The sequence below is a fragment of the Streptomyces sp. NPDC004752 genome (assembly GCF_053601275.1).
Map to the genome: position 1 here is coordinate 21236 of NZ_JBSGBN010000043.1, position 24811 is coordinate 46046.

At 68.7% G+C, this 24811-nt stretch carries 22 protein-coding genes and 2 pseudogenes; 10 read left to right on the top strand and 14 right to left on the bottom strand.

All coding sequences use genetic code 11. The features are described 5' to 3' along the window. Nucleotides 1-959: dihydrolipoamide acetyltransferase family protein (locus ACWEKM_RS19580; RefSeq protein WP_451622436.1), on the top strand; the 959-nt coding region annotated here is incomplete at its 5' end. Between the two features lie 97 nt (nucleotides 960-1056). Here the strand turns inward: ACWEKM_RS19580 and ACWEKM_RS19585 are convergent. Beyond that, nucleotides 1057-1932: a D-alanyl-D-alanine carboxypeptidase family protein gene (locus ACWEKM_RS19585; RefSeq protein ID WP_451622437.1), complete on the bottom strand. Its 876-nt coding sequence runs from the start codon at nucleotides 1930-1932 to the stop codon at nucleotides 1057-1059. Nucleotides 1933-2188: 256 nt separating this feature from the next. Between ACWEKM_RS19585 and ACWEKM_RS19590 the strand changes: the two genes are divergently transcribed. Next, a complete protein-coding gene (locus ACWEKM_RS19590) occupies nucleotides 2189-2860 on the top strand; it encodes a GntR family transcriptional regulator (RefSeq protein WP_451622438.1) in 672 nt (223 codons plus the stop codon). After that, nucleotides 2857-4152, top strand: a complete 1296-nt coding sequence (locus ACWEKM_RS19595; RefSeq protein WP_451622439.1) for an MFS transporter — start codon at nucleotides 2857-2859, stop codon at nucleotides 4150-4152. Before ACWEKM_RS19590 ends, ACWEKM_RS19595 begins: the two co-directional genes overlap by 4 nt. Nucleotides 4153-4294: 142 nt before the next feature. Here the strand turns inward: ACWEKM_RS19595 and ACWEKM_RS19600 are convergent, their stop codons facing one another. Both ACWEKM_RS19600 and ACWEKM_RS19605 read right to left on the bottom strand, forming a co-directional pair. Further along, on the bottom strand, nucleotides 4295-4978 hold the full coding sequence (locus ACWEKM_RS19600; RefSeq protein ID WP_451622440.1) for an SAM-dependent methyltransferase: 684 nt from the start codon (nucleotides 4976-4978) through the stop codon (nucleotides 4295-4297). A 321-nt stretch (nucleotides 4979-5299) separates the two neighbouring features. Further along, nucleotides 5300-6124 (bottom strand): maleylpyruvate isomerase family mycothiol-dependent enzyme, encoded by an 825-nt coding sequence (locus tag ACWEKM_RS19605; RefSeq protein ID WP_451622441.1) that lies wholly within the window; start codon nucleotides 6122-6124, stop codon nucleotides 5300-5302. Between the two features lie 217 nt (nucleotides 6125-6341). On the opposite strand from ACWEKM_RS19605, the gene ACWEKM_RS19610 reads away from it, so the two are divergent. Further along, nucleotides 6342-7139 carry a carbon-nitrogen family hydrolase gene (locus tag ACWEKM_RS19610; RefSeq protein ID WP_451622442.1) on the top strand — a complete coding sequence of 266 codons (798 nt, stop codon included), beginning with the start codon at nucleotides 6342-6344 and terminating at the stop codon, nucleotides 7137-7139. Nucleotides 7140-7331: 192 nt separating this feature from the next. On the opposite strand, the gene ACWEKM_RS19615 is transcribed toward ACWEKM_RS19610, so the two are convergent. From ACWEKM_RS19615 to ACWEKM_RS19625, 3 genes are all read right to left on the bottom strand, one after another. Continuing rightward, on the bottom strand, nucleotides 7332-7826 hold the full coding sequence (locus tag ACWEKM_RS19615) for an LURP-one-related/scramblase family protein (RefSeq protein ID WP_451622443.1): 495 nt from the start codon (nucleotides 7824-7826) through the stop codon (nucleotides 7332-7334). Between the two features lie 160 nt (nucleotides 7827-7986). Continuing rightward, entirely contained in the window at nucleotides 7987-9285 is a 1299-nt protein-coding gene (locus tag ACWEKM_RS19620; RefSeq protein ID WP_451622444.1) for a M18 family aminopeptidase, read from the bottom strand. A gap of 145 nt (nucleotides 9286-9430) precedes the next feature. Beyond that, a complete protein-coding gene (locus tag ACWEKM_RS19625) occupies nucleotides 9431-11311 on the bottom strand; it encodes an acyl-CoA dehydrogenase (RefSeq protein WP_451622445.1) in 1881 nt (626 codons plus the stop codon). A 329-nt stretch (nucleotides 11312-11640) separates the two neighbouring features. On the opposite strand from ACWEKM_RS19625, the gene ACWEKM_RS19630 reads away from it, so the two are divergent. Together ACWEKM_RS19630 and ACWEKM_RS19635 are read left to right on the top strand one after the other, a co-directional pair. Next, on the top strand, nucleotides 11641-12114 hold the full coding sequence (locus ACWEKM_RS19630) for an SseB family protein (RefSeq protein WP_451622446.1): 474 nt from the start codon (nucleotides 11641-11643) through the stop codon (nucleotides 12112-12114). Between the two features lie 121 nt (nucleotides 12115-12235). After that, nucleotides 12236-13207: a pirin family protein gene (locus tag ACWEKM_RS19635; RefSeq protein WP_451622447.1), complete on the top strand. Its 972-nt coding sequence runs from the start codon at nucleotides 12236-12238 to the stop codon at nucleotides 13205-13207. 260 nt (nucleotides 13208-13467) lie between these two features. On the opposite strand, the gene ACWEKM_RS19640 is transcribed toward ACWEKM_RS19635, so the two are convergent. The 5 genes and pseudogenes from ACWEKM_RS19640 to ACWEKM_RS19660 all read right to left on the bottom strand — a co-directional run bounded on the left by ACWEKM_RS19640 (nucleotide 13468) and on the right by ACWEKM_RS19660 (nucleotide 19742). Next, nucleotides 13468-15486 carry a CHAT domain-containing protein gene (locus ACWEKM_RS19640; RefSeq protein ID WP_451622448.1) on the bottom strand — a complete coding sequence of 673 codons (2019 nt, stop codon included), beginning with the start codon at nucleotides 15484-15486 and terminating at the stop codon, nucleotides 13468-13470. A gap of 217 nt (nucleotides 15487-15703) precedes the next feature. After that, the gene (locus tag ACWEKM_RS19645) at nucleotides 15704-16204 is read right to left on the bottom strand and encodes an NUDIX domain-containing protein (RefSeq protein WP_451622449.1); all 501 of its coding nucleotides are present in this window, start codon (nucleotides 16202-16204) and stop codon (nucleotides 15704-15706) included. A gap of 36 nt (nucleotides 16205-16240) precedes the next feature. Then, nucleotides 16241-16399, bottom strand: a pseudogene (locus tag ACWEKM_RS19650) (tetratricopeptide repeat protein); the annotation flags it as partial. A gap of 620 nt (nucleotides 16400-17019) precedes the next feature. Beyond that, nucleotides 17020-17829, bottom strand: a complete 810-nt coding sequence (locus tag ACWEKM_RS19655) for a recombination directionality factor (RefSeq protein ID WP_451622450.1) — start codon at nucleotides 17827-17829, stop codon at nucleotides 17020-17022. A gap of 158 nt (nucleotides 17830-17987) precedes the next feature. Beyond that, nucleotides 17988-19742 carry a recombinase family protein gene (locus ACWEKM_RS19660; protein ID WP_451622451.1) on the bottom strand — a complete coding sequence of 585 codons (1755 nt, stop codon included), beginning with the start codon at nucleotides 19740-19742 and terminating at the stop codon, nucleotides 17988-17990. A gap of 6 nt (nucleotides 19743-19748) precedes the next feature. On the opposite strand from ACWEKM_RS19660, the pseudogene ACWEKM_RS19665 reads away from it, so the two are divergent. Further along, nucleotides 19749-20399, top strand: a pseudogene (locus tag ACWEKM_RS19665) (pirin family protein); the annotation flags it as partial. A gap of 477 nt (nucleotides 20400-20876) precedes the next feature. Here ACWEKM_RS19665 and ACWEKM_RS19670 read toward each other — a convergent pair. The 3 genes from ACWEKM_RS19670 to ACWEKM_RS19680 form a co-directional block, all read right to left on the bottom strand. Continuing rightward, nucleotides 20877-21140 carry a hypothetical protein gene (locus ACWEKM_RS19670; RefSeq protein ID WP_451622452.1) on the bottom strand — a complete coding sequence of 88 codons (264 nt, stop codon included), beginning with the start codon at nucleotides 21138-21140 and terminating at the stop codon, nucleotides 20877-20879. Next, a complete protein-coding gene (locus ACWEKM_RS19675; protein WP_451622453.1) occupies nucleotides 21137-21538 on the bottom strand; it encodes an ATP-binding protein in 402 nt (133 codons plus the stop codon). The genes ACWEKM_RS19670 and ACWEKM_RS19675 overlap by 4 nt, the downstream gene beginning before the upstream one ends. 122 nt (nucleotides 21539-21660) lie before the next feature. Next, a complete protein-coding gene (locus ACWEKM_RS19680; RefSeq protein WP_451622454.1) occupies nucleotides 21661-21978 on the bottom strand; it encodes a hypothetical protein in 318 nt (105 codons plus the stop codon). 154 nt (nucleotides 21979-22132) lie between these two features. Here ACWEKM_RS19680 and ACWEKM_RS19685 point away from each other — a divergent pair, with 154 nt between their 5' ends. The 3 genes from ACWEKM_RS19685 (at nucleotide 22133) to ACWEKM_RS19695 (ending at nucleotide 24714) form a co-directional block, all read left to right on the top strand. Then, nucleotides 22133-23236, top strand: a complete 1104-nt coding sequence (locus tag ACWEKM_RS19685) for a helix-turn-helix domain-containing protein (RefSeq protein ID WP_451622455.1) — start codon at nucleotides 22133-22135, stop codon at nucleotides 23234-23236. Between the two features lie 14 nt (nucleotides 23237-23250). Then, nucleotides 23251-23919, top strand: a complete 669-nt coding sequence (locus ACWEKM_RS19690) for a YdcF family protein (protein WP_451622456.1) — start codon at nucleotides 23251-23253, stop codon at nucleotides 23917-23919. A 228-nt stretch (nucleotides 23920-24147) separates the two neighbouring features. Further along, nucleotides 24148-24714, top strand: a complete 567-nt coding sequence (locus ACWEKM_RS19695) for a hypothetical protein (protein WP_451622468.1) — start codon at nucleotides 24148-24150, stop codon at nucleotides 24712-24714. Nucleotides 24715-24811: the final 97 nt, after the last annotated feature.

The following is a 24811-nucleotide window of genomic DNA, read 5'->3' on the forward strand; positions in this document are numbered from 1 at the left end:
CCCAGGCGATCCAGACCGAGCTGAACGGCCGCGGGGGCGGTGTGCCCGCGGCGCCGCGCCCGCTGGCCAAGCCCCCGGTGCGCAAGCTGGCGAAGGACCTCGGCGTCGATCTGGCGACGGTGACCCCGTCGGGCCCGGACGGCGTCATCACCCGCGAGGACGTGCATGCGGCGGTGGCCGCCCCGGAGGCCGGGCCCGAGGCCGCGACCCCGCTCGCGGCCCCCGCCGCCCCGGCCCCGGTGGTCGCCTACGACGGGGCGCGTGAGACCCGGGTCCCGGTCAAGGGCGTGCGCAAGGCGACCGCACAGGCCGTGGTCGGCTCGGCGTTCACGGCCCCGCATGTCACGGAGTTCGTGACGGTCGACGTGACGCGCACGATGAAGCTGGTGGAGGAGTTGAAGCAGGACAAGGAGATGCAGGGGCTGCGGGTCACCCCGCTGCTGCTGATCGCCAAGGCCCTGCTGGTCGCCATCAGGCGCAACCCGGACATCAACGCCTCCTGGGACGAGGCGGCCCAGCAGATCGTCCTCAAGCACTATGTGAACCTGGGCATCGCGGCGGCGACCCCGCGCGGCCTGATCGTCCCGAACATCAAGGACGCGCATCTCAAGACGCTTCCGCAACTGGCGCAGGAGCTGAGCGCCTTGGTGGCGACGGCGCGCGAGGGCCGGACCAGCCCCGCGGCGATGCAGGGCGGCACGGTGACGATCACCAACGTCGGCGTCTTCGGCGTCGACACCGGCACGCCGATCCTCAACCCCGGCGAGTCCGCGATCCTCGCGGTCGGCGCGATCAAGCTCCAGCCGTGGGTCCACAAGGGCAAGGTGAAGCCGCGGCAGGTCACCACGCTGGCGCTCAGCTTCGACCACCGTCTGGTGGACGGCGAACTGGGCTCCAAGGTGCTAGGCGATGTGGCGGCCGTTCTGGAACAGCCGAAGCGCCTGATCACCTGGGCGTGAGCCGAGGACGGGCGTGACGCGAGGAGCGCCCGACCGGGTACGGACGAAGGGCCCCGTCGCTGGGTGCGACGGGACCCTGTCCTCGGATGATGCAGCGTCAGCCCAGCTTTGCGAAGCCGTAGTTGAGGAGCTTGGTGGCGTCCTTGCTCCGCTGGGTGGCGTCCGTGGAGGCGAGGACGGTGCCGATGACCGTCTTGCCGTTCCGGGTGGCCGCGAAGACCAGGCAGTACTTGGCCTCGGGGCCCGAACCGGTCTTCACGCCGATCGCACCGCTGTAGCTGCTGAGCAGCGTGTTTGTGTTGGTCCACGGCTGCATCGTGCGGGTGCTGCCGGTCTTGGTGATCGTCTTCGCCGTGTACTTCTTGGTCTTGACGACCGAGCGGAACGTGGAACTCTTCATCGCGTTACTGGCCAGCTTGGTCAGATCGCGCGGCGTCGAGTAGTTGGAGCCGTTGCCGATGCCGTCGAACGAATCGAAGTGCGTGTTCGTCAGGCCGAGGTTCTTGGCGGTCGAGTTCATCTTGCCGATGAACGACTTCACGCGCGCGGCCCGCGTCGAACCCGAACCGAACTTGTCGGCGAGCGCATAGGCGGCATCGCAGCCCGACGGCAGCATGAGGCCGTACAGCAACTGGCGCACGGTGACCTTGTCGCCGACGATCAGACGGGCCGAGGAGGCGTTGTTCGACACGATGTAGTCGCTGTACGCCTTCTGGATCGTGACCTTGGCGTCCAGGTTGAGGTTCGACTGAGCGAGCACGACCTTGGCGGTCATTATCTTCGTGGTGGAACCCGTCGAACGCCTGGTGTCCGCCGCCTTGGTGTACAGCGACTTGGCGTTCGCGTTGTTCATGACATAGCCGCCCTTGGCCGCAATCGACGGCGTGGTCACGGCCTGAGCGGGTGCCGCGGTGAGGGCTCCGGTCGCGAGCATGGCGCCGGACGTGACGGCGACGGCGACAGCTCTGCGCATGCGGATGCCCTTGGTGCCGTTTATCAAGTTAGGTACCCCGATTGTGTGGAATGCGCCTGGTGTGCGGCCGGGTTGAGGTGGCATGAAACTGGAGCCGCACGTGTGTGACGGGTGAGCAGCACGGAAGGTTGTGCTCTCTCGTCGGGGATTTCCGGGTGTTTCCAGTGGTGTGCGTGCCAGGGGGCCGACCCGCCGCGGGCGGTCCGCATCGTGGACGGCTCCTGTCATGCGTACGTGATGTATCTATGATGTGCGCATGCCTTCAGCGCCGCCCGCACCGTCCGCTCCCGTGAAGCAGCCCCCCGCCGCCGACCGCGTCTACGCCCACGTCAAACAGGGCGTCCTGGACCGCCGCTACGAGGGCGGCACCCTCCTCACCGAGGGCGAACTCGCCGAGGCCGTCGGCGTCTCCCGCACCCCGGTGCGCGAGGCGCTGCTGCGGCTTGAAGTGGAGGGGCTGATCAAGCTCTACCCCAAGAAGGGCGCCCTGGTGCTGTCCGTCTCCGCGCAGGAGATCGCCGACGTCGTGGAGACCCGGCTGCTGGTGGAGGAGCACGCGGCGCGCAAGGCCGTACCCGCGCCGCCCGGGCTGGTCGAGCGGCTGGCCGAACTGCTCGCGCGGCAGAAGGAGCAGGCCGAGGCCGGCGATCTGGCCGCCGTCGCGGTCACCGACCGCTGCTTCCACGCCGAGATCGTGCGCAGCGGCGGCAACGAGATCCTCTCCCGCCTCTACGACCAACTCCGCGACCGTCAGCTGCGGATGGGCGTAGCGGTGCTGAACTCCCATCCGGACCGGATCGCCAAGACGCTCGCCGAGCACGCGGAGATCCTCGACGCGCTGCGCTCGGGCGACGCGGAGGCGGCCGTCGGGATCGTGCACCGGCATGTGAGCTGGTTCTCCCACCTCGCACGGGGTGAGGTGCGGTGAGCAACGCCACCCTCCCGGGCGACCCGCCCGGCGGTCGTCGCGCGGTCGCGGTCTGGTGCATAGGCGTCGCGGTCTACTTCGTCGCCGTGATCTTCCGCACGTCCCTGGGCGTCGCCGGGCTGGACGCGGCGGACCGCTTCCAGGTGAACGCCTCCGCCCTGTCGACGTTCTCCATCCTCCAACTCCTCGTCTACGCGGGCATGCAGATACCCGTCGGCCTGCTGGTCGACCGGCTCGGCACCAAGAAGATGCTGGGCATCGGCGCCGTGCTGTTCACGGCGGGCCAACTGGGCTTCGCCTTCTCCCCGACGTACGGCATGGCGCTCGCCTCGCGCGGGCTGCTCGGCTGCGGCGACGCGATGACGTTCATCAGCGTGCTGCGGCTGGGCACCCGCTGGTTCCCGGCACGCCGCGGCCCCCTGGTCGGCCAGCTCGCCGGCCTGGCCGGGATGGCGGGCAACCTGGTCTCCACACTGGTCCTCGCCCGGCTGCTGCACGGCATCGGCTGGACCCCGGCGTTCGCCGGCAGCGCCCTGGCCGGCGTGGTGGTCCTCGTCCTGTTGCTGCTTTTCCTGAAGGACCATCCGGAGGGTTACGAGCCGGAGCCGTTCCCGCACCGGGGCTCTGCCTATGTGCGCCGGCAGATCGCCGCGGCCTGGCAGGAGCCGGGGACCCGGCTGGGCCTGTGGGTGCACTTCACCACCCAGTTCCCGGCGATGGTGTTCCTGCTGCTGTGGGGCCTGCCCTTCCTGGTCGAGGCCCAGGGGCTCAGCCGCGCCACGGCCGGCGAACTGCTGACCCTCGTCGTGCTGTCCAACATGGTGGTCGGCCTGGTCTACGGCCAGATCGTCGCCCGGCACCACGCGGCCCGGCTGCCGCTGGCCCTCGGCACGGTCGGCGCGACCGCCCTCGTCTGGGCGGCGACCCTCGCCTACCCGGCCGAGCGGGCGCCGATGTGGCTGCTGCTGGTGCTGTGCACGGTGCTGGGCGCGTGCGGCCCCGCCTCGATGCTCGGCTTCGACTTCGCCCGCCCCGCCAACCCGCCGGAGCGGCAGGGCACGGCGTCCGGCATCACCAACATGGGCGGCTTCACCGCCTCGATGACCACCCTGTTCGCCATCGGTGTCCTGCTGGACGCCACCGACGACGACTATTCCATCGCGTTCTCGGTCGTGTTCGTCCTACAGGCGTTGGGGCTGAGTCAGATATTGCGGCTGCGCAGGAGGGCGGCGCGCCGGGAGCGGGAACGGCTGGTCGCCAGCCGGGTGGAGACGGTGCACGTTCCGGCCTGAGCGGGCGGAGGGGTTCGGGCTTGAGCGCGCCGATCGGTTCGGGCCTGAGCGGGCCGATCGGTTCGGGGGCGTGTCGGCGGACCGGGAGGAGGGCTGTCGGTGGACCGGTACGGGGTGAGTCGGCGGAGGCCGCGAGGGCGAGTCAGCGGACCGGTACGAGGGTGAGACAGGCGATGCCCAGGATGCCGCGGTAGCCCATCCACTGGGCCCGGTGCCGGTCGAGACGGTCCCGGGTCTCGGCCGCCGGCGGATGGTCCGGGTGCCCGGCGAGCCACACCTCGGTGTCCGCCTGGTACCCCGACTCGAACTCCTCCCACTCGTCGGCGTTCGCGGTCTTCGTCCACTCCGGCCGGAACCCGGCCGCCACCGCGAGGTCGAGGAGGCGCGCGAGGCTGTGGTGTTCGTCGGCGGAGGCGTCGGGCCACATACCGGACAGCTCCGCGGATGTCGGGGTCCGCTCCCAGAAGCCCTCGCCGAACAGCACCCGGCCGTCGTCCGCGACCAGCCGTCGCAGCTCGCGCAGGGCCTCGGTCGTGTGCGCGGGCGCTTCCGCCGTGCTCAGCGCCTGGCCGGCGCCCAGGCACAGCACCAATTCGGCGGGCCCGCGCCGGGTCCCCACGGCCGACTCCTTGACGAACTCCACCCGGTCCGCGAGCCCTCGCGCCTCGGCGTTGCGCCGCCCGCGGGCCAGGTCCTCGCCGCGGAGGTCGATCCCGGTGCCGTGGGCGCCCGGTACGGCGGCGAGGATCCGGAGCAGCAACTCGCCCCAGCCGCAGCCGATGTCGAGCACCGTGGCGGGTCCCGCACCGGCGAGCCGCGCCACCATCCGGGCAGCCCGCGCCTCGGAGAGCGGGCCGTGGAAGGTGAGCCTGGTCAGCCGAGGCGGACGATCGTCGGCACGGGTGTCACCGTCGGCCCGCGGGGCGTCACCGGAGGCACCTCGGATGACACGTCGGCGTGCTGGGTGTCGGTCATGCCGCGCACGTCAGCTCCCCGAGACGGCGCCGGACACCGGTTATCGGGGCGGCGGCCGCCGGTCTCGCCCAGCCGCCTATGGCCTGCCGCCCGCCGAACTGCAGCTTGCCGACCTATGTTCTGCCGACCTATGTTCTGCCGACCTATGTCCTGCCGAACTACGGCCTGTCGGCTACGGCGTCACCGCGAAGTGGCGCAGGATCGCCGTCGTCAGCTCGGGGTCCCCCTCCGTCTTCACCCGGTCCGCGACCGCCTCCGGGGCGACCCGGCCGCAGGCCAGGCGGACGTAGGTCTCCCAGTCCAGGGTGAGGGTGGCCGCGGGGCCGAGGGCGGGGGCGGTCTCCAGGGTGCCGCGGCCCTGGATGTCGACACGGATGGTGCGCAGGAACTCCACCGGCCCGTGCACATCGAAGACGATCGCCGAACTGCGCGGCGCGCCGGCGTCCTTGGCCACGATCTTCGGCAGTGCGGCGAGCAGCACATCCCGGGCGACCTGCGCCCCCGGCGAGTCGAGGTTGCCGGGCCGGCCCAGGGCGGCACGCAGATCCTGCTCATGCACCCATACGTCGAACGCCCGGGTCCGCATGGCCGCTTCGAGCGTGATCTCGGTGCTGAGCGGTCCGCGCACCTTGGTGCCCGGTTCACGGGACTCGTTCCGCAGTTGGCGGTTGCGGCGGATGATCGTGTACTCCAGCTCGGCGGTCATCTCCGGCGCCGTGTGGTGCCGACGCACATCGACCTGCATCTCCATGTAGCGCTGGTGTTCATTGGTGACGTGGAACAGGTCGCGGGGCAGTGTGTGGATGGGCCGCGGATCCCCGAGCATCTCGCAGTCCAGGCCGATGACATGCGACACGACGTCACGGACGGACCAGCCCGGGCAGGGGGTCCGCCGGTTCCACTCGCCCTCCACAAGCGGCTGCACCAGCTCGGATATCGCTTCGATGGAGTGGGTCCAGGCGTCGGCGTAGGGCTGGAGGGTGGGATGCAGACTCACGGAACGGGACCCCTCGGCGGTCGGTACACGGGCGGTTGGTGGCGGCGTTGCCAGTGGGAGGTGGCTGTCGGCGGGCGTCTCGGAACTCCACCAACCTATCGGCTTCGCTCGAACAGGGGGGACCCCCAAGTTACGCTGCTGTGAGGCACCCCGGCAGTGCTTTCGTGTGACGATCGTAGGCCCGTGGGGACGGCTCGAATGCCAGGGCGGTGGTAGTGTGCGCGCTTCGTTGATCCAGATCGCCGTAGATCGGGGCGAATCGGTTGAATCCCGTAGGCGGCGGATGGCCGCGATGGTACGGGACCAGGCCGGGTCCGATCTCGTCGTGCTCCCCGAACTGTGGACGACGGGCGCCTTTGCGTACGAGGATTTCGGGACCGAGGCCGAACCGCTCGACGGGCCGACGTACGAGGCGATGGCGAAGGCCGCGAGCGACGCGGGCGCCTGGCTGCACGCGGGCTCCATCCCGGAACGGGACCCCGAAGGCCCCCTCTACAACACCTCTCTCATCTTCTCCCCTTCCGGCGACCTGGCCGCCGCCTACCGCAAGATCCACCGCTTCGGCTTCGACAAGGGCGAGGCCGTGCTGATGGGCGCCGGGCGGGAACCGGTGACCGTCCGGCTGCCGCAGACCGTCCTCGGCGTGGCCACCTGCTACGACCTTCGCTTCCCCGAACTCTTCCGCGCCCTCGTCGACGCCGGTGCCGAGACCCTGGTGATCCCGGCGGGCTGGCCCGAGCGCCGCCGCGCGCACTGGACGCTGCTGGCCCAGGCGCGGGCGGTCGAGAACCAGGCGTTCGTCCTTGCGTGTGGAACGGCCGGGACGCATGCGGGAGTTCCCCAGGCGGGTCACTCGATCGTGGTGGATCCCTGGGGCGAGGTGCTGGCCGAGGCGGGGCCCGGGGAGGAGGTCCTCACCGTGGACTTCGACCCGGCGAAGGTGGCCACGACGCGGGAACAGTTCCCGGCCCTGAAGGACCGCGTCCTGGGCCTCGCGCCCCCGAGGCGCCCCTGAGCCCTCGCGGAACGCCGCGCCCGACCCTGGGCGTTCGGCCTCTGGCGTCGGACTCCCGCCTGTCCCGCGGCGCCGCGGAGCCCGCCCCCGACGCCGCGGGGCCCGCCCTTCGGGCGAACGACGGGACTTCGGGACTTCGGGACTTCGAGGGCTTCGGAGGCTTCGGCGACAGGACCTCACAGGGCCATACACCTAGCCGTCCTCGCGCTCCTTCTCCGCCAGGTGGATCACGCACACCGTCACCGCGATCAGCAGCGCCGCATCGGCGTCCGCGCGCACCACGTCGACGCCGTACGTCTCCCGCAGATGCAGCCACCGCCGGGAGATCACCGCGAGCAGTTCGCCGTCGTACTCGACGGCGAACTCCCGGTCCAGGATCTTGCCGCTGACGTCCAGTTCGGTGCCGTCCACCAGGGACACCCGGTAGTGGTTGCGCAGCAGGGAGAGCCGCTTGCGCCGGACGGTCGCCAGCGGCTCGCCGCCCCGCTCGATGACCATCGTGTCCCTGAGCGCGAGCATCTTCTGGTGGATGTCGACGAGCACGCGCCCGTGCGTGTCCTTCAGCTCGAAGGTGTCTCTCAGGCGCATCGCCTTGCCGTCGACGAGGAACACCTTGGAGCCGTGCTCGTCCTCGATCCAGTAGTCGTCACCGATGCCCAGCAGCCGGTCGCGTACGAGGAATCTCATGCCCTTACGGCTTCCCGGTCGGCGGACCCGAAACGCCACCGGTAGGCCGACGGGCCGAACCCCGGTCCCGCGCGGAAGCCGTTCCGGCGGATCGGATCAAACGCGGTCCCCGGCCGACGCCCAGGACGCGTGAACGTCGGCAGGGCGTCAGCCCCCGAGGTCATCCCTCCAGGAAGGCGACCAGGGCGTTGGCCAGGAGGTGGGGGTCGTCGGCGCCGCACAGTTCGCGGGCGCTGTGCATCGACAGGATGGCCACGCCGATGTCCACCGTTCTGATGCCGTGCCGGGCGGCGGTGATGGGGCCGATCGTGGTGCCGCAGGGCATCGAGTTGTTGGAGACGAAGGACTGGAAGGGGACGCCGGCCCGTTCACACGCGGCGGCGAACAGCGCGCGACCCGTACCGTCCGTGGCGTACCGGTTGTTGACGTTGACCTTGAGGATCGGGCCGCCGTTGACCCGCGGGCGGTGCGTCGGGTCGTGCCGCTCCGCGTAGTTGGGGTGGACGGCGTGGCCGGTGTCGGAGGAGAGGCAGACCGTGCCCGCGAAGGACCGGGCGCGGTCCTCGTAGCCGCCGCCGCGCGCGAACACCGAGCGTTCCAGTACGGAGCCGAGCAGCGGCCCGTCCGCGCCGGTGTCCGACTGTGAGCCGTTCTCTTCGTGGTCGAAGGCGGCCAGGACCGGGATGTGGGGCAGGTCACGGCCGGAGGCGGCGGCGGCCGTCAGCGCGGCGACGCCCGCGTGCACGGACAGCAGGTTGTCCATGCGCGGGCCCGCGACCAGTTCGCGGTCCCGGCCCAGGTAGGCGGGCGGTTCCACGGAGTGCGTCATCAGGTCCCAGCCGGTGACCGCACCGGCGGGCAGTCCGCACTCCTGCTCCAGGAAGGCGATCAGGTCGCCGTCGCGCACGTCGTCGCTCAGGCCCCACACCGGCTGAAGATGGCGCTGCTTGTCCAGCTTGAGCCCTTCGGCGGTCACCGTGCGGTCGAGGTGGATGGCGAGCTGCGGCACCCGCAGCAGCGGCCGGTCCACGTTGACGAGGCGGGTCGAGCCGTCCCGCAGCGTCAGCCGCCCCGCGATGCCGAGATCGCGGTCGAGCCAGGAGTTGAGCAGCGGCCCGCCGTAGATCTCCACGGCGACCTGGCGCCAGCCGTGCGCGCCGCTGTCCGGCAGCGGCTTGACCCGCAGGTTGGGCGAGTCGGTGTGGGCACCGACGATCCGGTACGGCGTGTGCGGCGCGGCGCCCTCCGGGACGTACCAGGCCACGATCGCTCCGCCGCGCAGCACATACGCGCCGCCGGCCGTCCCGTCCCAGGCGTCCGTCTCCGCGACCTGCCGGAAGCCGGCCTTCTCCAGCCGCTCGGCGACGCCCGCCACGGCGTGGTAGGGCGACGGGCTCGCGCTGAGGAAGGACATCAGGTCGTCGGTGTGGCCGCGGTCGAAGCGGGAGGGTGCGCTCATGGGTTCACCTTAACGACGTGCACGGGCCCGCTCTCCAGGACGGAAGGGCGGGCCCAGGCGGGTGACGAGGGTGCGGCGGGAGCGCGGACGGGGGTGCGGCGGGAGTGCGGACGGGGGCGCGGCGGGCGGCGGGCGCGGCCACCGGTCAGAAGGCCGCCTCGTCCAGCTCCATCAGGTCGAGGTCGACGTTCTCGGACACCTTGCGGGCCAGGGCGACGCCGGGCAGGACGGTGGCGGCGAAGAACTTCGCCGCCGCGATCTTGCCCTGGTAGAACGCCTTGTCCTTGTCCTTGTCCTTGTTCTTGTCCTTGTCCTTGTCCTTGGCGGTGGCCGTGGCGGTGGCGGTGGCGGTCTCCAGCTTCTCGGCGGCGACCGCGGCACCGCGCAGCAGCAGGTAGCCGACGATCACATCGCCGGAGGCGAGCAGCAGGCGGGTGGTGTTCAGGCCGACCTTGTAGATGTTCTTGACGTCCTGCTCCGTGGCGGCGAGGTCGGTGAGCATCAGGCCGACGATCGCCTCCAGCTCCACGGCCGCCTCGGCCAGGTGCTCGCGGGCGTCGGCCAGCTCCTCGCCGCCGGTGCCGAGGGCCAGGAACTCCTTGATGTCCTCGGCGAGCGAGTTCAGCGCGGCGCCCTGGTTGCGGACGATCTTCCGGAAGAAGAAGTCCTGGCCCTGGATCGCGGTGGTGCCCTCGTACAGGGTGTCGATCTTGGCGTCGCGGATGTACTGCTCGATCGGGTACTCCTGCAGAAAGCCGGAGCCGCCGAGGGTCTGCAGCGACTGGGCGAGCTGCTCGTAGCCCTTCTCGGAGCCGTAGCCCTTGACGATCGGCAGGAGCAGATCGTTCAGGGCGTGCTCGGCGGAGGCGTCCTCGCCGTTCGCCTCCTTGACGGCGATCGTGTCCTGGACGGCGGCGGTGTGCAGCACGAGGGCACGCATGCCCTCCGCGTACGCCTTCTGCGTCATCAGCGAGCGGCGCACGTCGGGGTGGTGGGTGATGGTGACCTTGGGTGCGGTCTTGTCCATGAAGTTCGCCAGGTCGGGGCCCTGGACGCGCTCCTTGGCGTACTCCAGCGCGTTGAGGTAGCCGGTGGAGAGCGTGGAGATCGCCTTCGTGCCGACCATCATGCGGGCGAACTCGATGATGCGGAACATCTGGCGGATGCCGTCGTGCCGGTCGCCGATCAGCCAGCCCTTGGCCGGGTGGCGGTCGCCGAAGGTCAGCTCGCAGGTGTTGGACGCCTTGAGGCCCATCTTGTGCTCGACGTTCGTGGCGTAGACGCCGTTGCGCTCGCCCAGCTCGCCGGTCTCGAAGTCGAAGAGGTACTTCGGGACGAGGAAGAGGGACAGGCCCTTGGTGCCGGGTCCCGCGCCCACGGGGCGGGCCAGGACGTAGTGGAGGATGTTCTCCTCCATGTCGTGCTCACCGGAGGTGATGAAGCGTTTCACGCCCTCGATGTGCCAGGAGCCGTCCTCCTGCTGGATCGCCCGGGTGCGGCCCGCGCCCACGTCGGAGCCCGCGTCGGGCTCGGTGAGGACCATGGTGGAGCCCCAGGTCTTCTCGGTCGCGATCCGGGCGAGCTTCTGCTGCTTCTCGGTGCCCTCCTCGAAGAGGATGCGGGCGAACGCCGGGCCGGAGGAGTACATCCAGATCGCCGGGTTGGCGCCGAGGATCAGTTCGGCGTACGCCCAGATCAGCGTCGGGGGAGCCGTGGTGCCGCCGACCTCCTCGGGCAGGCCGAGGCGCCAGTACTCGGAGTCCATGAAGGCCCGGTAGCTCTTCTTGAAGGAGGCCGGGACGGGCGCGGTGCCGGTCTCGGGGTCGAAGACGGGCGGGTTGCGGTCGGCGTCCGCGAAGGACTCGGCCAGCTCGTTCTCGGCGAGCCGGGTCAGCTCTTCGAGGATGGTTTTGGCGGTGTCCGTGTCCATCTCGGCGAACGGTCCGGTTCCGTACAGCTTGTCGCGCCCGAGAACTTCGAACAGGTTGAACTCGATGTCGCGGAGGTTCGACTTGTAGTGCCCCATGGTGACGGCTCCGTATCGGACTCGGCGAGGCACTGACTCCTCGCATCTGGTTCACATACCAACAAGTAGCTACGAATGATGCTACCCGTCGGTAATAAGAAGCAACCCCTGCTGGTCCGAGTGTGAGAAGGCTCTACTCGCCCGGGGGCGCGCGACGGGCTCGGCGGAGGGCGCGCGGGAATGCGCCGACGGAGGGCGCGTAGGGCACGGAGGATGTGCGGGAATGCGTCCCCGCGGGGCGCGGGAGGCGTGCGGGAATGGGTCGGCGCCTGGCCGGAGACCCCTCGGCGGCCCTCCTGTGCCCGGGCGGTCTCGGTACGCTTGCGCCCATGTACGGATACGGCCAGCCCATGGACGGGGGCGCCGCGCAGCAGCAGTACGCCCCGCCGCAGCAGCAGATGCCCGGCGGGTACGGGCAGCAGCCGCCGCTCTACCCGGAGCCGTCCCCGCCCTCCCTCGCGGAAGCGGTGCGCGCGTTCACCACCGGTCAGCTGGCCGCCGAGGACTTCCAGCAGGCGTTCGCCACGTCCAAGGTCTACTGCCCGCGCGGCGACAACCCCGGCTTTCTCGCCCTGCACAACACCCAGCAGCCGGTGATCCCGATGTTCACCTCACTCAAGGAGCTGCGCCGGTACGCGGGCAAGGAGTCCAAGTACTTCGTGATCACCGGCGCCGAGGTGATCGACCTGCTGCCGACCGGCTACGGCTTCGTCCTGGACATGGAGGGCGAGCACCGGATGGTCTTCGACGCCAAGGCGGTCGAGCAGATGGTCGACTTCGCCATGCGCCGCATGTACGGCTGACGGCCGGCGGATCGGTGCCGCGCCCGTGTGAGCCCGGAGGGAATTCCCTCCGGGCTCTCTCTGTTACGGGTGGCAGAAAGTTCAACACTCAACTAAACTGAGAGCACAAGGAGGTACCGACATGCCTGCAGTGACCGTCGAGAACCCGCTGACGCTGCCCCGTGTGACCGCGTCCGCCGATGCGGTGGCCCGTCCCGTGCTCACCGTCACGACCGCGCCGAGCGGTTTCGAGGGCGAGGGCTTCCCGGTCCGCCGGGCCTTCGCGGGGATCAACTACCGCCATCTCGATCCGTTCATCATGATGGACCAGATGGGTGAAGTGGAGTATCAGCCTGGGGAGCCGAAAGGGACCCCGTGGCACCCGCACCGCGGCTTCGAGACCGTCACCTACATCATCGACGGCATCTTCGACCACCAGGACAGCCAGGGCGGTGGCGGCACCATCACCAACGGCGACACCCAGTGGATGACGGCCGGCTCGGGCCTCCTCCACATCGAGGCGCCGCCGGAGCACCTCGTCATGTCCGGCGGCCTCTTCCACGGCCTCCAGCTGTGGGTGAACCTGCCGGCCAAGGACAAGATGATGGCGCCGCGCTACCAGGACATCCGTGGCGGCAGCGTCCAGCTGCTCACCAGCCCCGACGGCGGCGCACTCCTTCGCGTCATCGCCGGCGAACTGGACGGCCACCAGGGTCCCGGCATCACCCACACCCCGATCACCATGATCCACGCGACCCTCGCCCCAGGCGCGGAGATCACCCTTCCCTGGCGGGAGGACTTCAACGGCCTCGCGTACGTCCTGGCGGGCAAGGGCACGGTTGGCGCGGAACGCCGTCCGATCCACCTCGGCCAGACGGCCGTCTTCGGCGCGGGCTCCTCGCTGACCGTCAGCGCGGACCAGCAACAGGACTCCCACACGCCGGACATGGAGGTCGTCCTCCTGGGTGGACAGCCCATCCGTGAGCCGATGGCCCACTACGGTCCCTTCGTCATGAACACCCGCGAGGAACTCCAGCAGGCGTTCGAGGACTTCCAGAAGGGGCGGCTGGGCACGATCCCGGCGGTGCACGGCATGTCTGAGGGCGGACTGTAGGGCTCACTACGGCCGCATGCGGACGAGTCCACCCGGAAAGGGGTGAGGCTCGTCCGCGCTAGAAGCCGCCTTCTTGGTCTCCTAGTAGCGGGGCGGGTCGGTGACCTGCGGCAATGGGTGCCGCAGGTCGCTGACCTGGCCTTTTGGTGACGGCTGGCGATGGGGTGCGACGGTCCTGATCGGGTGTCCTGCGGACTGTGTGCGGACTGCTGTGTTGCGTTCAGAGCGGCAATTCGGGTCCCGTCCGGGAGCATCGTGGTTCAAGGACGTAGGCGATAGCTCTCCACTCGGTTCGCCACGTGGGTCAGGTGGACGCGTTCAGGGCGGCCGACAAACAGGTAGAACATCGACTCGGGTACATAGCCGGGCCTGCGGAACCAGTTCCTTACCTTGGAGCCCATGCCCGTGTCGTCCGCTATTTCGGCCAGCACGCGCTCGGTGTCCTCGTAGATGTGCCCCCTCCGAAGGCGTCCCCTGGATCTGTTCATCATGAAGTCCGTCAGTACCGGGATGCTACTGTCGCTGTCCTTCATGGCCCAGTTCTGCAGTGACCTGCTGGCGCCCAGGATGTCGTTGACGGCGTTGCTGGTCTGTACGTGGTGCCACACATCGAGAAGCGTCGCGTGATGGCCCGAGTTCTTCAGTTCCTCGAGTACGTTCACGAGGAAACGGACCATGAGCATTGCGTTGCGGTCGACACGCACAGGGACTTGTGTGCCAAGTACGGCGAGTACGCCTTCGCGGAGCAGTAGGTCGGTCACGCTGACCGCTCCGGCACCTCTGGGTGCGACATGGCAGGCGCTGAGCATTACGACGGGAGGCGCGTTCTCGGGACCGAGTCCAAGTTCCAGGCAGACCTTGCTGCCGATGACGAGGCCGGATGTGTTGCCCCTGAACGAGCCGTGCGCGCTGATGATCAGAAAGTCCGGGCGGTACTCGGTGACAGCGTGACGGAGTGCGTCCGGGGTGAGCGTTTCGGCCTCATCGATCTTGAGCGCGTCGCCCGCTGCTTGGGCGACTTCTTTCGCGACCTTCCAGCCCTGGCGCGATAGTCGGCCCACAGGGTCACTGGTAGGTATGCATTCCGCGATGAGGACCCTCACTCGGCCACCGAGGTTGACGCTTGAGGGTGTGTCGGTCTCGTGTTGGAGGGTGCGGGTCAGCGGAGTAAGCGGGCGGTAGGTGATGGGCAGCCGTGTGGTCAGCGGGGAGGTGTCGCCAGGCAGGGTCAGGAGGCCGAGGGGGAAGTTGGAGAACACTGTCAGCTGTGACGCCCGCTTGATCAGCTCGACGACGTCCTCGCTCCAAATGGGGCTGGCGGCTGCGTCGAGACGGGCCATTAGGCTGCGAACGCTGGCGGGGTTCTCGTTGCCGATGAAGTGACGTTCCAGTTCCGCCAAAGCCACGAAGGCATCCCTGGGGGCGGGTGGCATCATCAGCCCAAGCCCGTTCGTGGCAATGGCGTGATGTGTCGCGGCGAACTCGATGGCGGCGCCTTCTAGCACGCTGTCGGAACGCTCGTGAAGCGCGACGGACCAGACGTTCGGTTCGACGTTGCCACTGAGAGGGGAAAAGCGGGTGCGCAGTTCACTGCTGTATGCCGTGCGGGAGTAGGCGACAGCAACTCCTGGCAGCGCGAGCGTCAAGGGGAATCTGAGGCTACGCGCTTCTTCGTCCAGCGTGCTCTCGAAGCGTTGTTCGGCCACTTCTCTCGGTGTTTGCTCACGTTCCAGCCGGGCGATCGTAGCGAGGAGGATCTGCCCGTGCACCGCTCGTAGGACCAGCTTGTCTGCACTATTACCCGGCGAAGGCTCGGCGAAATCGCCGGCCCATCCCATCTGCCTTGCTAGCCTGCGGTGGGGCAGTAGGACAGGAGCAAGATCCAGGCGACGAGTCAGGGTGAGTACGTTCCCCAGCGGCTTGCTGTCAGGGACGAAGTGTTGGTGGATCGCCTCCCACTGCGCCCTGAGGCTTTCGTCGCTCAGGGACGCGTAGCCCACTGCAGGAAGGGCGAAGCCCATCGCCTCGGAGTGCTGCCGGGCCTCTTCCAGTACGTCGTCGGGGCACACCACTAGTGTGCGGTGGAGCCCACGGAAGAATCCGTCGACGTATCTTGCATCGAACACGTCAATCGGTAGGAGCAGGACGTGGTGGTCGAGCTTTAGCTGCTGCGCCGCTTTGAGGATCCTGGCGGGTGTGTCGACGAGGTCGCTGAGGGTGCTCGGCAGGTGCAGCGTGTACCAGAGCCCCGGGAGCGGCAACTGCTCGGGACATTCCATGAGGTACGGTCACATCCCTGTTTGCGGCTTCGTCGAGCTGTTCCGTGGCGAGGGGCGAGTACACCGCCGGATCGGTTCCGCCATTCTCGGCATGACACAGGACGACATAGCCGAGCGGCCGCTCAAACGGTGATCCTGCTTCCTTAATCATGCCTCTCCGATGTGCAAATTTCTGCCTGGTCAAAGCGTATTTGGGAGGTTCACCGCCTGCGCTCGCCTACGTCCAGCCGTCCAGCGATACTTGAGGCCCCCCGGTGAGGTAGCTATGAAGGGCGCTGGCCGTAGTGTCCACGAACGCCTCGGGAATGGCCTTGGCGTCGATCCAGCAAACCTGGCTGTGCTTGCGTGGTTCGCGGTTCTCGGGTTCGCCGGTCCATTCGTGGGCAGCGAAGACGACGGTGAGGAAGCCGTTGGGGGCCTCCACGCCCCAGGCGCCATGGATGATGTGGGCGACCTTCAGGGACTCTGGCTTCACGGTCAGGCCGGTCTCCTCGTACAGCTCCCGCACAGCCGTTTCCGTGATCGGCTCGCCAGGTTCACTCTTGCCAACGGGGAGGTCCCACATGCCCTGGGCGAACTTGGCGTTCTGGCTGCGCTGGAGGAGGACGACGCGGTTGGTGGCCTGGTCGTGGACGATGACGGCGGCGACCAGGAGGGTCATGGATTCGAGGGCGGGCTTTAGGGCTTTGGGCTGGTCGTCGGTTGTCCGCTGAGCCACGGCTGGTGTCCCTTCGTCGGCCGGTTGATGGGCAGCTTAGGCCAGCGCTTCGCGTGCGCGGCGGGCGAGTTCGGCGGCTCCGGGCACTCTGCGGCGCTGGTAGATGGAGAGTGTGGAGCGGAGCGAGGTGATCGCTTTGCGGGTGCGGTCGGAGGTCATGCCTTCCATGAGGGTCAGGGCCTGGGACCAGGCTGCACCGGTCCCCGACCCGTCGTCGGGGACCGTGGTCCCCGAAGCGCCCTGGGGACCGTTCCCACGGCGATCCCCATTCGCGGTCTGCGCGACCGGAACTCGGGGACCGGATCCGGGGATCAGCTGATCGGAAGTCCCCACCAGGTCCCCGGCTTCCGGTCCGTCTGTGCCAGCATGGCCTGCACTGCCGGGTGCGGTCCGCAGGGCGTTGACCTGCGGATCCTCTGCCAGGGCAGAGGTGATCGTCGAGCGTCCGGTCCCTGTCCGTTCCGGGGACCGGTCCCCGGCGTCCATTGCTTTGATGCCATGCGTGGTCCCCAGGCCCGATAGGGGATCACCGTTACTCGCTGAGCCAGGCAGCGGATCAACTGCGGTGGCCCGCTCCCCGGGGCCGGAGCCGTGGGGACCGACTGGCTCAGCAATGCGGTCCCCGCCCTGGGGACGTGCGGGGTCTCCGTCGGGATTCGATCCGAGCGACAGCATCGTCTGGCCGGGAATGGCGACCGGCGGCCAGATGGCCTTCGTTGTGTTCTGCGGGTTGGGGAAGGTGTCTTCCATAGTGCTCCTGGGCTGCGCGCAGGCAGGAGCCCGCTACGCGGGGTGGATTCGTGCGGAAACGCCACTCAGGTGGCGAGGCTCAGCGCAGCGCTGGACATCCAGGGGCCGAGCACTTTCACAACGGGCTTGTGGTAGCAGACCCGGCGGCCATTTTGGGTCGGGAACTCGACCGTTTGGATCGCGAGTTCGCAAAGCGCAGCGTCACCCACCGCGGCCAGTTGAGTGCGTGTCCGTTGCACCCCCTCGGCGAAGCGCCAGGAGGAGGACCTGAAGCGGAACGAGCCAACGTTAGGGCATCCAGCCAGGCGGAACAGAAGTGTCGTGATCGGCTGCGGCCCTTGGCCGGCCCTGGCCCGCGCCCTGCGCTCGGCCATGGTCGGCGGGCACCCGCAAGGGCGACCTGCATCAGCTTCCGGGGACAGGAACGCACGTCCGTCGCAGTGGTGCGCCAGGCCACGGGAGTCCCATAGCTTCATCTGCCCCGTCAGCCTGCCAGAATTCTCGATGACGACTCGGAGACTGGCCTTCTCGGCTACGACTTCGAACTGCTCCGAGCCGTTGGCCAATCGCCGCTGCGGCTCGGCTCCGAGCACGCTCGCGATGCTTTCCGCCACATGGGGCGACACCGTGAGCAGGCGCCAGACCGGGCGGGTGAGCAGCTTGCCGTCGACGACGCTGCCGAAGTCGCAGTCACCTGCGACTGGTTCGGATGTCCTGGACAGTGAGCAAGTGTGAAGGGTGCCGAGTCGCTGACGGTGAGTGGTGTGCGGTCGGGTGCAGCCATGCGTCGCGGCGTCGCGATGCCGTCGGCGATGGCCAGAAAAGTCACCGTCGGTCGGCGAAGCGGCGGCCGGGCTGGGCGCGGGGTTGTGCAAGAGACGGTTCCTGACGGTTGGGAGACGCGGGGGCGCCAGAGCAGCGACGCGGCTGCCCGGAGCCCCCGAGGACACCGTCAATGCTCCGGAGAATCGCCGGTTTCGCTAACCGGCGATGTGGGTGTAGTCTCCCTCGCTCGTCTCGGTTCAGCGGCACGTCAGACCGCTTCTGCGAGCACCTCCTGCTGCCTCGATTCGCCAGTCTCTGCGTCATCGCCCTCGGCCTGTTCCGGTCGTACGAACTTGACCGCCGCCCGCTTCTCGACGGGCGTCGACCTTCCCGCGCCGGTCGCCTTGGTAACCGTGACCCGGCGCACGAACAACTTGACGAAGTCCCGGCGCTCCTGGGTCGTAGCGGCCTCCCACCACGAACCCTCGCCTACCGGATCGACGTCCCCCGCGCCCAGGGGCAGCCACAGGTGGATCGGGAGCGTCGGCGTCGCCGCCTCTTCCAACTCGGTGAGACGGGCCTCCGCCCGCTCCATACGGCTGAGGAGCCGTTCCCTGCGCTCCCGGAACCGGCGCCGTCCGACGGGGTCGTCGTAGTCGCCGGCCTCTTCCCTGTCGTAGAGCTCTTCCAACGCGTGCTTGGCATCGGCCCGTTCGGTGACGAGGCTTCGGCGTTCGCCCACGATCTCCGGCTGTTCCGTCTGCGCCGCGTACCGCCGAGCGGCCTCGGCGAGGATGACCGTCGTCTCGGGGTCGTCCTCGGCAGTCTGGATGAGGGCGAAGATTCGCCGGGCCACGCACAGGTCCAGTGTCTGCATGCTGATGGTGCACTCACCCTCGTGCTGGCCCGGCAGCGCTTTCCGACGGCGGCAGCGGTACGCGGCCTTGTAGGGAGTGGTCGCACGGTGTGACGTCATCACCGCACCGCAGTCGCAGAACAGAACGTCCATGGCGGAGAGGACGGCGTGTCCGCGCGACAGGCCCTTGCCCTGGCCCCTGCCGTTGAGCCACTTCTGCAGTTCGTGCCAGTCGTCCGGCGGGATGATCGGCGGGTACGCCTGGACCGGCTTCATGGTCTCGGGGTCGCGCTCGATGCGGTAGCTCTCGATTTTGCTGGTCAGTTTCCCGTCGTCTTCCCGGCGCTTGTACACCGGGGTCGCCGCGTAGCCCGCGATGCGTGGGTCCCGGAGGATGCGCATGGCGGTCTTCGGATCCCAGACGCTGTCCTTCGTCTTCTTGCCGACCCGCTGCCCCTTCGTCGGGACTCCGTCGGCGGTCATCTGGGCGCAGATGCCGGTGAGAGAGCCCGGGTGCCGACGCCCACCTCCCGGCTGGTACGGCATGTCCTTGTGCTCCGTGATCCGCGCCCACATGTCCCGAATCACCGGCACCTCGTCGGGATCGTGCTCCAGGATGTGGATCACGACGGGCCTGCCGTCGGCCGTCGTTCGCGTCGCGGGGACCATGCGGAAGCCGTACGGCGGCTTGCCGCCCACATAGCCGCCGAGTTCACGGGCCGTCTTCTTCGCGCCCCGCACCGCGTCGCTCTTGTTCTTGCTCTCGCTGTGGGCCGCGTCCAGCCGCAGGATCAGATGGATCAGGTCCATCAGGTTGCCCTTGCGGAACTCTCCCTCGGTGAGGCTGACAATCGTCACGCCGAGGTTGAGTAGCTCCGTGACGATGGGGATGGCGTCCAGCGGATCCATCCGTGACAGGCGGCTGATGTAGTAGACGATGATCAGGTTGATCCGGCCCTCGTGGCAGTCCTTGAGCAGCCGGTCGAAGTCCGGGCGGCCGTCGCCCGTGAACGCGGATATGCCGAGGTCTTCGTACTCGGTGATGCTGACGGCCCCGCGCCGCTTGGCCTCGGCCACACCTGCAGCGCGCTGTGTGACCGTGCTGACCTCGGACTTGTTGGCGCGCCCCACGGACTGACGCCCATAGACCCCTGCATGGATGTCCATGCCGGCATCACCAATGGCGACACACAGTGGATGACGGCGGGCTCGGGCCTGCTGCACATCGAGGCGCCGCCGGAGTCCCTCGTGGTGTCCGGCGGCCTGTTCCACGGCCTCCAGCTGTGGGTGAACCTCCCCGCCGCGGACAAGATGATGGCGCCGCGCTACCAGGACATCCGTGGCGGCAGCGTCCAGCTGCTCACCAGCCCCGACGGCGGCGCGCTGCTGCGCGTCATCGCGGGTGAGCTGGACGGGCACGCCGGTCCCGGTATCACGCACACGCCGATCACGATGGTCCACGCGACGCTGGCGCCGGGCGCGGAGGTCACGCTGCCGTGGCGGGAGGACTTCAACGGGCTGGCGTACGTCATGGCGGGCCGCGGCACGGTCGGTGCCGAGCGCCGCCCGGTCCATCTGGGGCAGACCGCTGTTTTCGGTGCGGGTGGTTCGCTGACCGTTCATGCGGACGAGCAGCAGGACGCTCACACGCCGGACCTGGAGGTCGTGCTGCTCGGCGGACGGCCGATCCGGGAGCCGATGGCGCATTACGGCCCGTTCGTCATGAACACCAAGGAAGAGCTGATGCAGGCGTTCGAGGACTTCCAGAAGGGGCGGCTGGGCACGATCCCGGCCGTGCACGGGATGTCTGAGGGCGGACTGTAGGGCCTCGCCAGGGCCACAAGCGGACGGGTCCGGTCTGAACCGGGACGGGGCTCGTCCGCGCTTGCTGCCTGGTTCGGTTTGATCGGTCCGCGGACAGGCATCCGGGCTTCCTCTTACAGGTGCGATGCTCGTCAGCGGGGGCGTGACCATCTATGCCAGCGGCCCGTGATGAGCCGCTCAGTGACCATCAGCAGTGCGAGGTCCCCCGCGAAGAGTCCGAGGCTCTGGAAGAACGGGATTGTGAATCCGCCACTGTAGAAGAGCAAAGCGGTGGCCAGGCCAAGGACAATGAAAGCGAGGACCAACACTAGCTGGAGCAGTCGGACGAACGGTGCTAGCGCAGCCCTCCCGTACGACACCGGCTCGGAGTCTGGCTGCGCCCCGTGAACTTGAACGGTCACATGCTGGTCCCCACCAGACTGATACACGCGCCCCTCGCCCTCGGCTCGGGCATGCATCTGCCACCCAGGGTTTTCTTCATCGCGTCGGCCTTCGGCCTTCATCGTTGGTTTCTCCTGATGCTGGGAAGCAAGCACTTGCTGGTAGCGGGATCACAGAGGACCGAGTTTGCGAGCGGGCCTCGGTCGTCTCGGCGGTGCCCGAGCCGGTCAGGGCAGGGGTGTGGGTGATCAGGATGTGGGCGATCTCGCGGCTGTCCGGGCGGGTGCCGTGCCAGGTCCAGGCTGCGAGCGACACCAGCAGCCGCAGTTCAGGGCAGGACGGAGTGAGCAGGACGCTCATGCTGTCGTGCCTCCCATGGCCTTGAAGCAGGACCAGACGATCTTCCCGACCGGAGTGCGGTCCTCGACTCCCCAGCCGTCGGCGAGCGCGTTCACCAGGATCAGCCCGCGTCCGGAGGTGTCCGTGCCGGCGGCCTGCCGGGCCTCCGGGTGCTGGCGGCGGCTGTCGTGCACTTCCAGGCGTACGACATCTTCGTCGGCGTCGAGCTTGACCAGGAAGCCGTGTCCCGGGGCAGTCCCGTGGACCAGGGCGTTGGTGGCGAGTTCGGAGACGCAGAGCCGGACGTCCTCGGCGCGGTCCGACAGACCCCAGTCGGCCAGGGCCTCAGAGGTGAAGGACCGTGCCTGGCCGACCGACTCGGGCCGCGCGTCGAAGAACTGCTGGGTCGTCTTGGTCATCACGATGGTCCTCATGACTCGGCGTCCAGGACGCGGGTGGTGCCGGGGTGACAGCGGCGGACGGAACCGCTGCGGGAAATGGAGTGGTGGGCCGTGCGGGGCTTGCGGACCAGCAGCAGCCGTTATCCGACCGCCTCGATCCGCCGCCCGCGTTCAGCGGCTATGGCCTTCGGGCCCAGGTGCGACATGGCCGGGGCGATGACGCCGTAGACGTCCGGCAGCGCGAGCACGTCCAGTAGCCCGGTGAACGCCGCTGAGGCGGGCCCGGCGGACGCTTCGCGGTCGGTGAAGACGCCGGACAACTGCAGTTCGTGGCTGCGGCAGTACTCGGCGAGCGAGGCGACCAGCGCGTCCTGCCGCGCTTGGGAGACCCGCACCAGCCGCAGGAAGCCGTAAACGACCGGGCCGCTGACCGGGCGATGCTCCGTGAGGGGTTCCATGCTCAGGACCGTCCAAAAGACTCGACAAGTGGTGACGCTCTGATCGTGGCGTCCGACCAACTCGCGGCCAATCACCAGCCGTTCTACTTCCGTTCCACTTCCGTCCCGCCGACTGCACGGATCTGCTTCGATGACCGATGGAAGGGAGCGACGTGTGGCGACCGTGCACCACTGGACCGGCCTGGAGGCCAAGGCCCTGCGGCTCGCCCTGCGACTGAGCGTGCGGGCCTTCGCCCAGCAGCTCGGCCTGGCAGTCGCGACCGTGTCCAAGTGGGAGAGCAAGCTCGCCGAAACCGAGCCCAGACCCGACACCCAGGCCATCCTCGACACTGCCCTCGGCCGCGCGGACGCCGCTGTCCACCTGCGGTTCGAAACGCACCTGTCCGAGATGACCAGCCCGGTGCAGAACGCCGGCCGACGCCGCGTCACCGCCTCCGGCCCCCGGGCCTGGGAGTACGAGTCCTGGGCCGACGACCTCGACCGCGTCGTGGTCGCCCTGTCCCGGCAGAACTTCGCCTTCGCCGACAGCCTCCTCACCCGGTGGCTAAGCCGGTTCAAGGCCCCCGAGCTGGACGAGAAGGGCCTATATCTCTTCGCCCGCTCCACCGCCCTGCTCGGCGACCTCAAGCGCGACCAGGGCGTTGTCCTGGGCCCACTGTCCGCCCAGCACTCCTATACCGGCGCCCGCGCGGTCTTCACCCAGCTCGACATCCCCCGCCGCGTCGCCCAGCTCGACCTGTCCCTCGCCGTCATCACCGAGATGTCCGGGAAGCTGGAGATCGCCGCCCGCAACTACGAGACCCTCGCCGTCGATGACCGGCTCTACCGCCGCGACCGGGCCCGCGCGAGGCTGTGGGTGGGGACCGCGCTGAGCAAGGACGGCCAGCACGACTATGCGACCCGCGTCATGCAGGCGGCGACCCGCGACTTCGAGGACCTCACCGAACCGGATGACTGGTCGGTGGCCCACCAGAAACTCGCCCTCGCCCGCCGCGGCGCCGGCGACCTAAGCCAGGTCCTGCACTTCATCGACATCGCCCGCAGCAGCGGGACGACCGACTCACCGATGCAACGTGTGCGACTGGACACCGCTCATGGCCACATCCTGCTCTCCGATGCGGCGACCCGGGATGATGGACTCCTCGTCCTCGACCAGGCCGCCAAGGTGGCCGCGCAGTACGGACTTGTGCACCAACTGCGCAGTATCGAGGGCATCAAGGCCATGAGCGAGGGGCCGGTCGGCCCCCGGCAACGGTGACCAGGGAGAAACGCGTGAGCAACGACCAGCAGGGCATCACCGAGGACCAGTGGCGCCAGGCCAAGCTGATCTGGGACTACCACCAGATGCAGCACGAGTTGCGGCCCGTCGACGTGGCGATCGGGCTGGGCAGCCACGACCTCGGCGTCGCGGCCCACTCCGCCGAGCTGTACCGCTCCGGGCTCTTCCCGACCCTGGTGTTCACCGGCGGCAACAGTCCCACCACAGCCAAGGTCTTCCCGCGCGGGGAGGCCGTCCACTTCCACGAGCACGCCATCGACCTCGGCGTCCCCGCCGAGGCGATCCTGCTGGAACCGAACGCGGGCAACACCGGGCAGAACATCACCCTCTCGCGTGAGGTCCTCGTCGCCGCAGGCATCACCCCGGCGTCGGTGCTGCTGGTCTCCAAGCCCTATATGGAAAGGCGGTCGTTCGCGACCGCCCGCAAGCTGTGGCCCGACATCGAGATCCTCTGCGCGTCGGAGCCGCTGGAGTTCGACGACTATCTGAAGTCCATCGGCGACGAGAAACTCGTCTTGGACATGCTCGTCGGCGACCTCCAGCGGGTCATCGAGTATCCAAAGCTCGGATTCGCCATCGAGCAGGAGGTCCCGGAGGACGTGCATGCAGCGTACGAGTCCCTCATCCGCGACGGCTTCACCAGCCGCCTCATCAACCCCTGACCTGCCCGAGCCGGGCGGGTTGTGTGCCATCCACCAGCCGAATTTCCTGCCCCGGTTGACCACGCTGGCCAAGCTGTTCGCGGCGGACTACTGGATCGTCCTGGACTTGACCGACCCGTTCACCAGGTGTGTGTCACGTCGACGAGACCAGTGTCCTGAGCCGTGCCGCAGCCGTTAACCGCCCTGAGCCCTGATGTACGGGACGTTGGGGAGAGAGCATGCCACTGCCTGGTCCTGGGACAGCTGCGGGTTCAGGAGGTACGCCACAACGGGCTGCTGGGCCACACCATCGTGCGGGCCGACGGATCACTTCACGACCTGGCGGACGCGTACCTGCGCACCTGCACCACCGTCTGGCTCAGCCCGAGCCATGGCCCCTTGCTCATGGACGTGATACGAACCGGCCTGGTCACCCCCGTCTGGTGCACCAGCTGGCGCCAGGACGCCACCACACTGATCGGGCCGCTCCTCGGCCTCCCGCCCCTGCCATACGTCGACCTCCCACGTCCCCAGACCACCACCAGCCACCCCAACGGCTACCTCTGGAAACGAGACCATGTCGATGTCTGGCTGGGCGACACGCCTGTTGCTTGGGTCGACGATGACTTCACCGCCCTCGACCACGGCTGGGCAGCAGAGCGCACGGCGCGTGGGATGGCGACTTTCTTGGTCCAGCCTGATCCCCACACCGGGTTGTTGGCCGAGCACCTGGCTGAGGTCATGGGATGGGTTGGCCGCCTTTCCGCCGTGCGAACCAGCGAATCCGCTCCTGCGCCTGGAGCCGAAGCCGCCTGAAGTGATCACAGAGCCGGACGTCAACGCCGTCCGGCAGCCAACTGCTTGATCTATCGATGTCGTCCGCGTTCCTCGGGCCTGGAGGCCAGCGCCGTGG

What these genes read in the sequence shown, in the direction of transcription:
- ACWEKM_RS19590 (WP_451622438.1), top strand. Translation starts at nt 2,189, where the DNA reads ATGCCTTCAGCGCCGCCCGCACCGTCCGCTCCCGTGAAGCAGCCCCCC.
- ACWEKM_RS19620 (WP_451622444.1), bottom strand. Translation starts at nt 9,285, where the DNA reads ATGAGCGCACCCTCCCGCTTCGACCGCGGCCACACCGACGACCTGATG.
- ACWEKM_RS19630 (WP_451622446.1), top strand. Translation starts at nt 11,641, where the DNA reads ATGTACGGATACGGCCAGCCCATGGACGGGGGCGCCGCGCAGCAGCAG.
- ACWEKM_RS19625 (WP_451622445.1), bottom strand. Translation starts at nt 11,311, where the DNA reads ATGGGGCACTACAAGTCGAACCTCCGCGACATCGAGTTCAACCTGTTC.
- ACWEKM_RS19585 (WP_451622437.1), bottom strand. Translation starts at nt 1,932, where the DNA reads ATGCGCAGAGCTGTCGCCGTCGCCGTCACGTCCGGCGCCATGCTCGCG.
- ACWEKM_RS19615 (WP_451622443.1), bottom strand. Translation starts at nt 7,826, where the DNA reads ATGAGATTCCTCGTACGCGACCGGCTGCTGGGCATCGGTGACGACTAC.
- ACWEKM_RS19635 (WP_451622447.1), top strand. Translation starts at nt 12,236, where the DNA reads ATGCCTGCAGTGACCGTCGAGAACCCGCTGACGCTGCCCCGTGTGACC.
- ACWEKM_RS19680 (WP_451622454.1), bottom strand. Translation starts at nt 21,978, where the DNA reads ATGGAACCCCTCACGGAGCATCGCCCGGTCAGCGGCCCGGTCGTTTAC.
- ACWEKM_RS19660 (WP_451622451.1), bottom strand. Translation starts at nt 19,742, where the DNA reads ATGGACATCCATGCAGGGGTCTATGGGCGTCAGTCCGTGGGGCGCGCC.
- ACWEKM_RS19600 (WP_451622440.1), bottom strand. Translation starts at nt 4,978, where the DNA reads ATGGTGGCGCGGCTCGCCGGTGCGGGACCCGCCACGGTGCTCGACATC.
- ACWEKM_RS19675 (WP_451622453.1), bottom strand. Translation starts at nt 21,538, where the DNA reads ATGACCAAGACGACCCAGCAGTTCTTCGACGCGCGGCCCGAGTCGGTC.
- ACWEKM_RS19640 (WP_451622448.1), bottom strand. Translation starts at nt 15,486, where the DNA reads ATGGAATGTCCCGAGCAGTTGCCGCTCCCGGGGCTCTGGTACACGCTG.
- ACWEKM_RS19670 (WP_451622452.1), bottom strand. Translation starts at nt 21,140, where the DNA reads ATGAGCGTCCTGCTCACTCCGTCCTGCCCTGAACTGCGGCTGCTGGTG.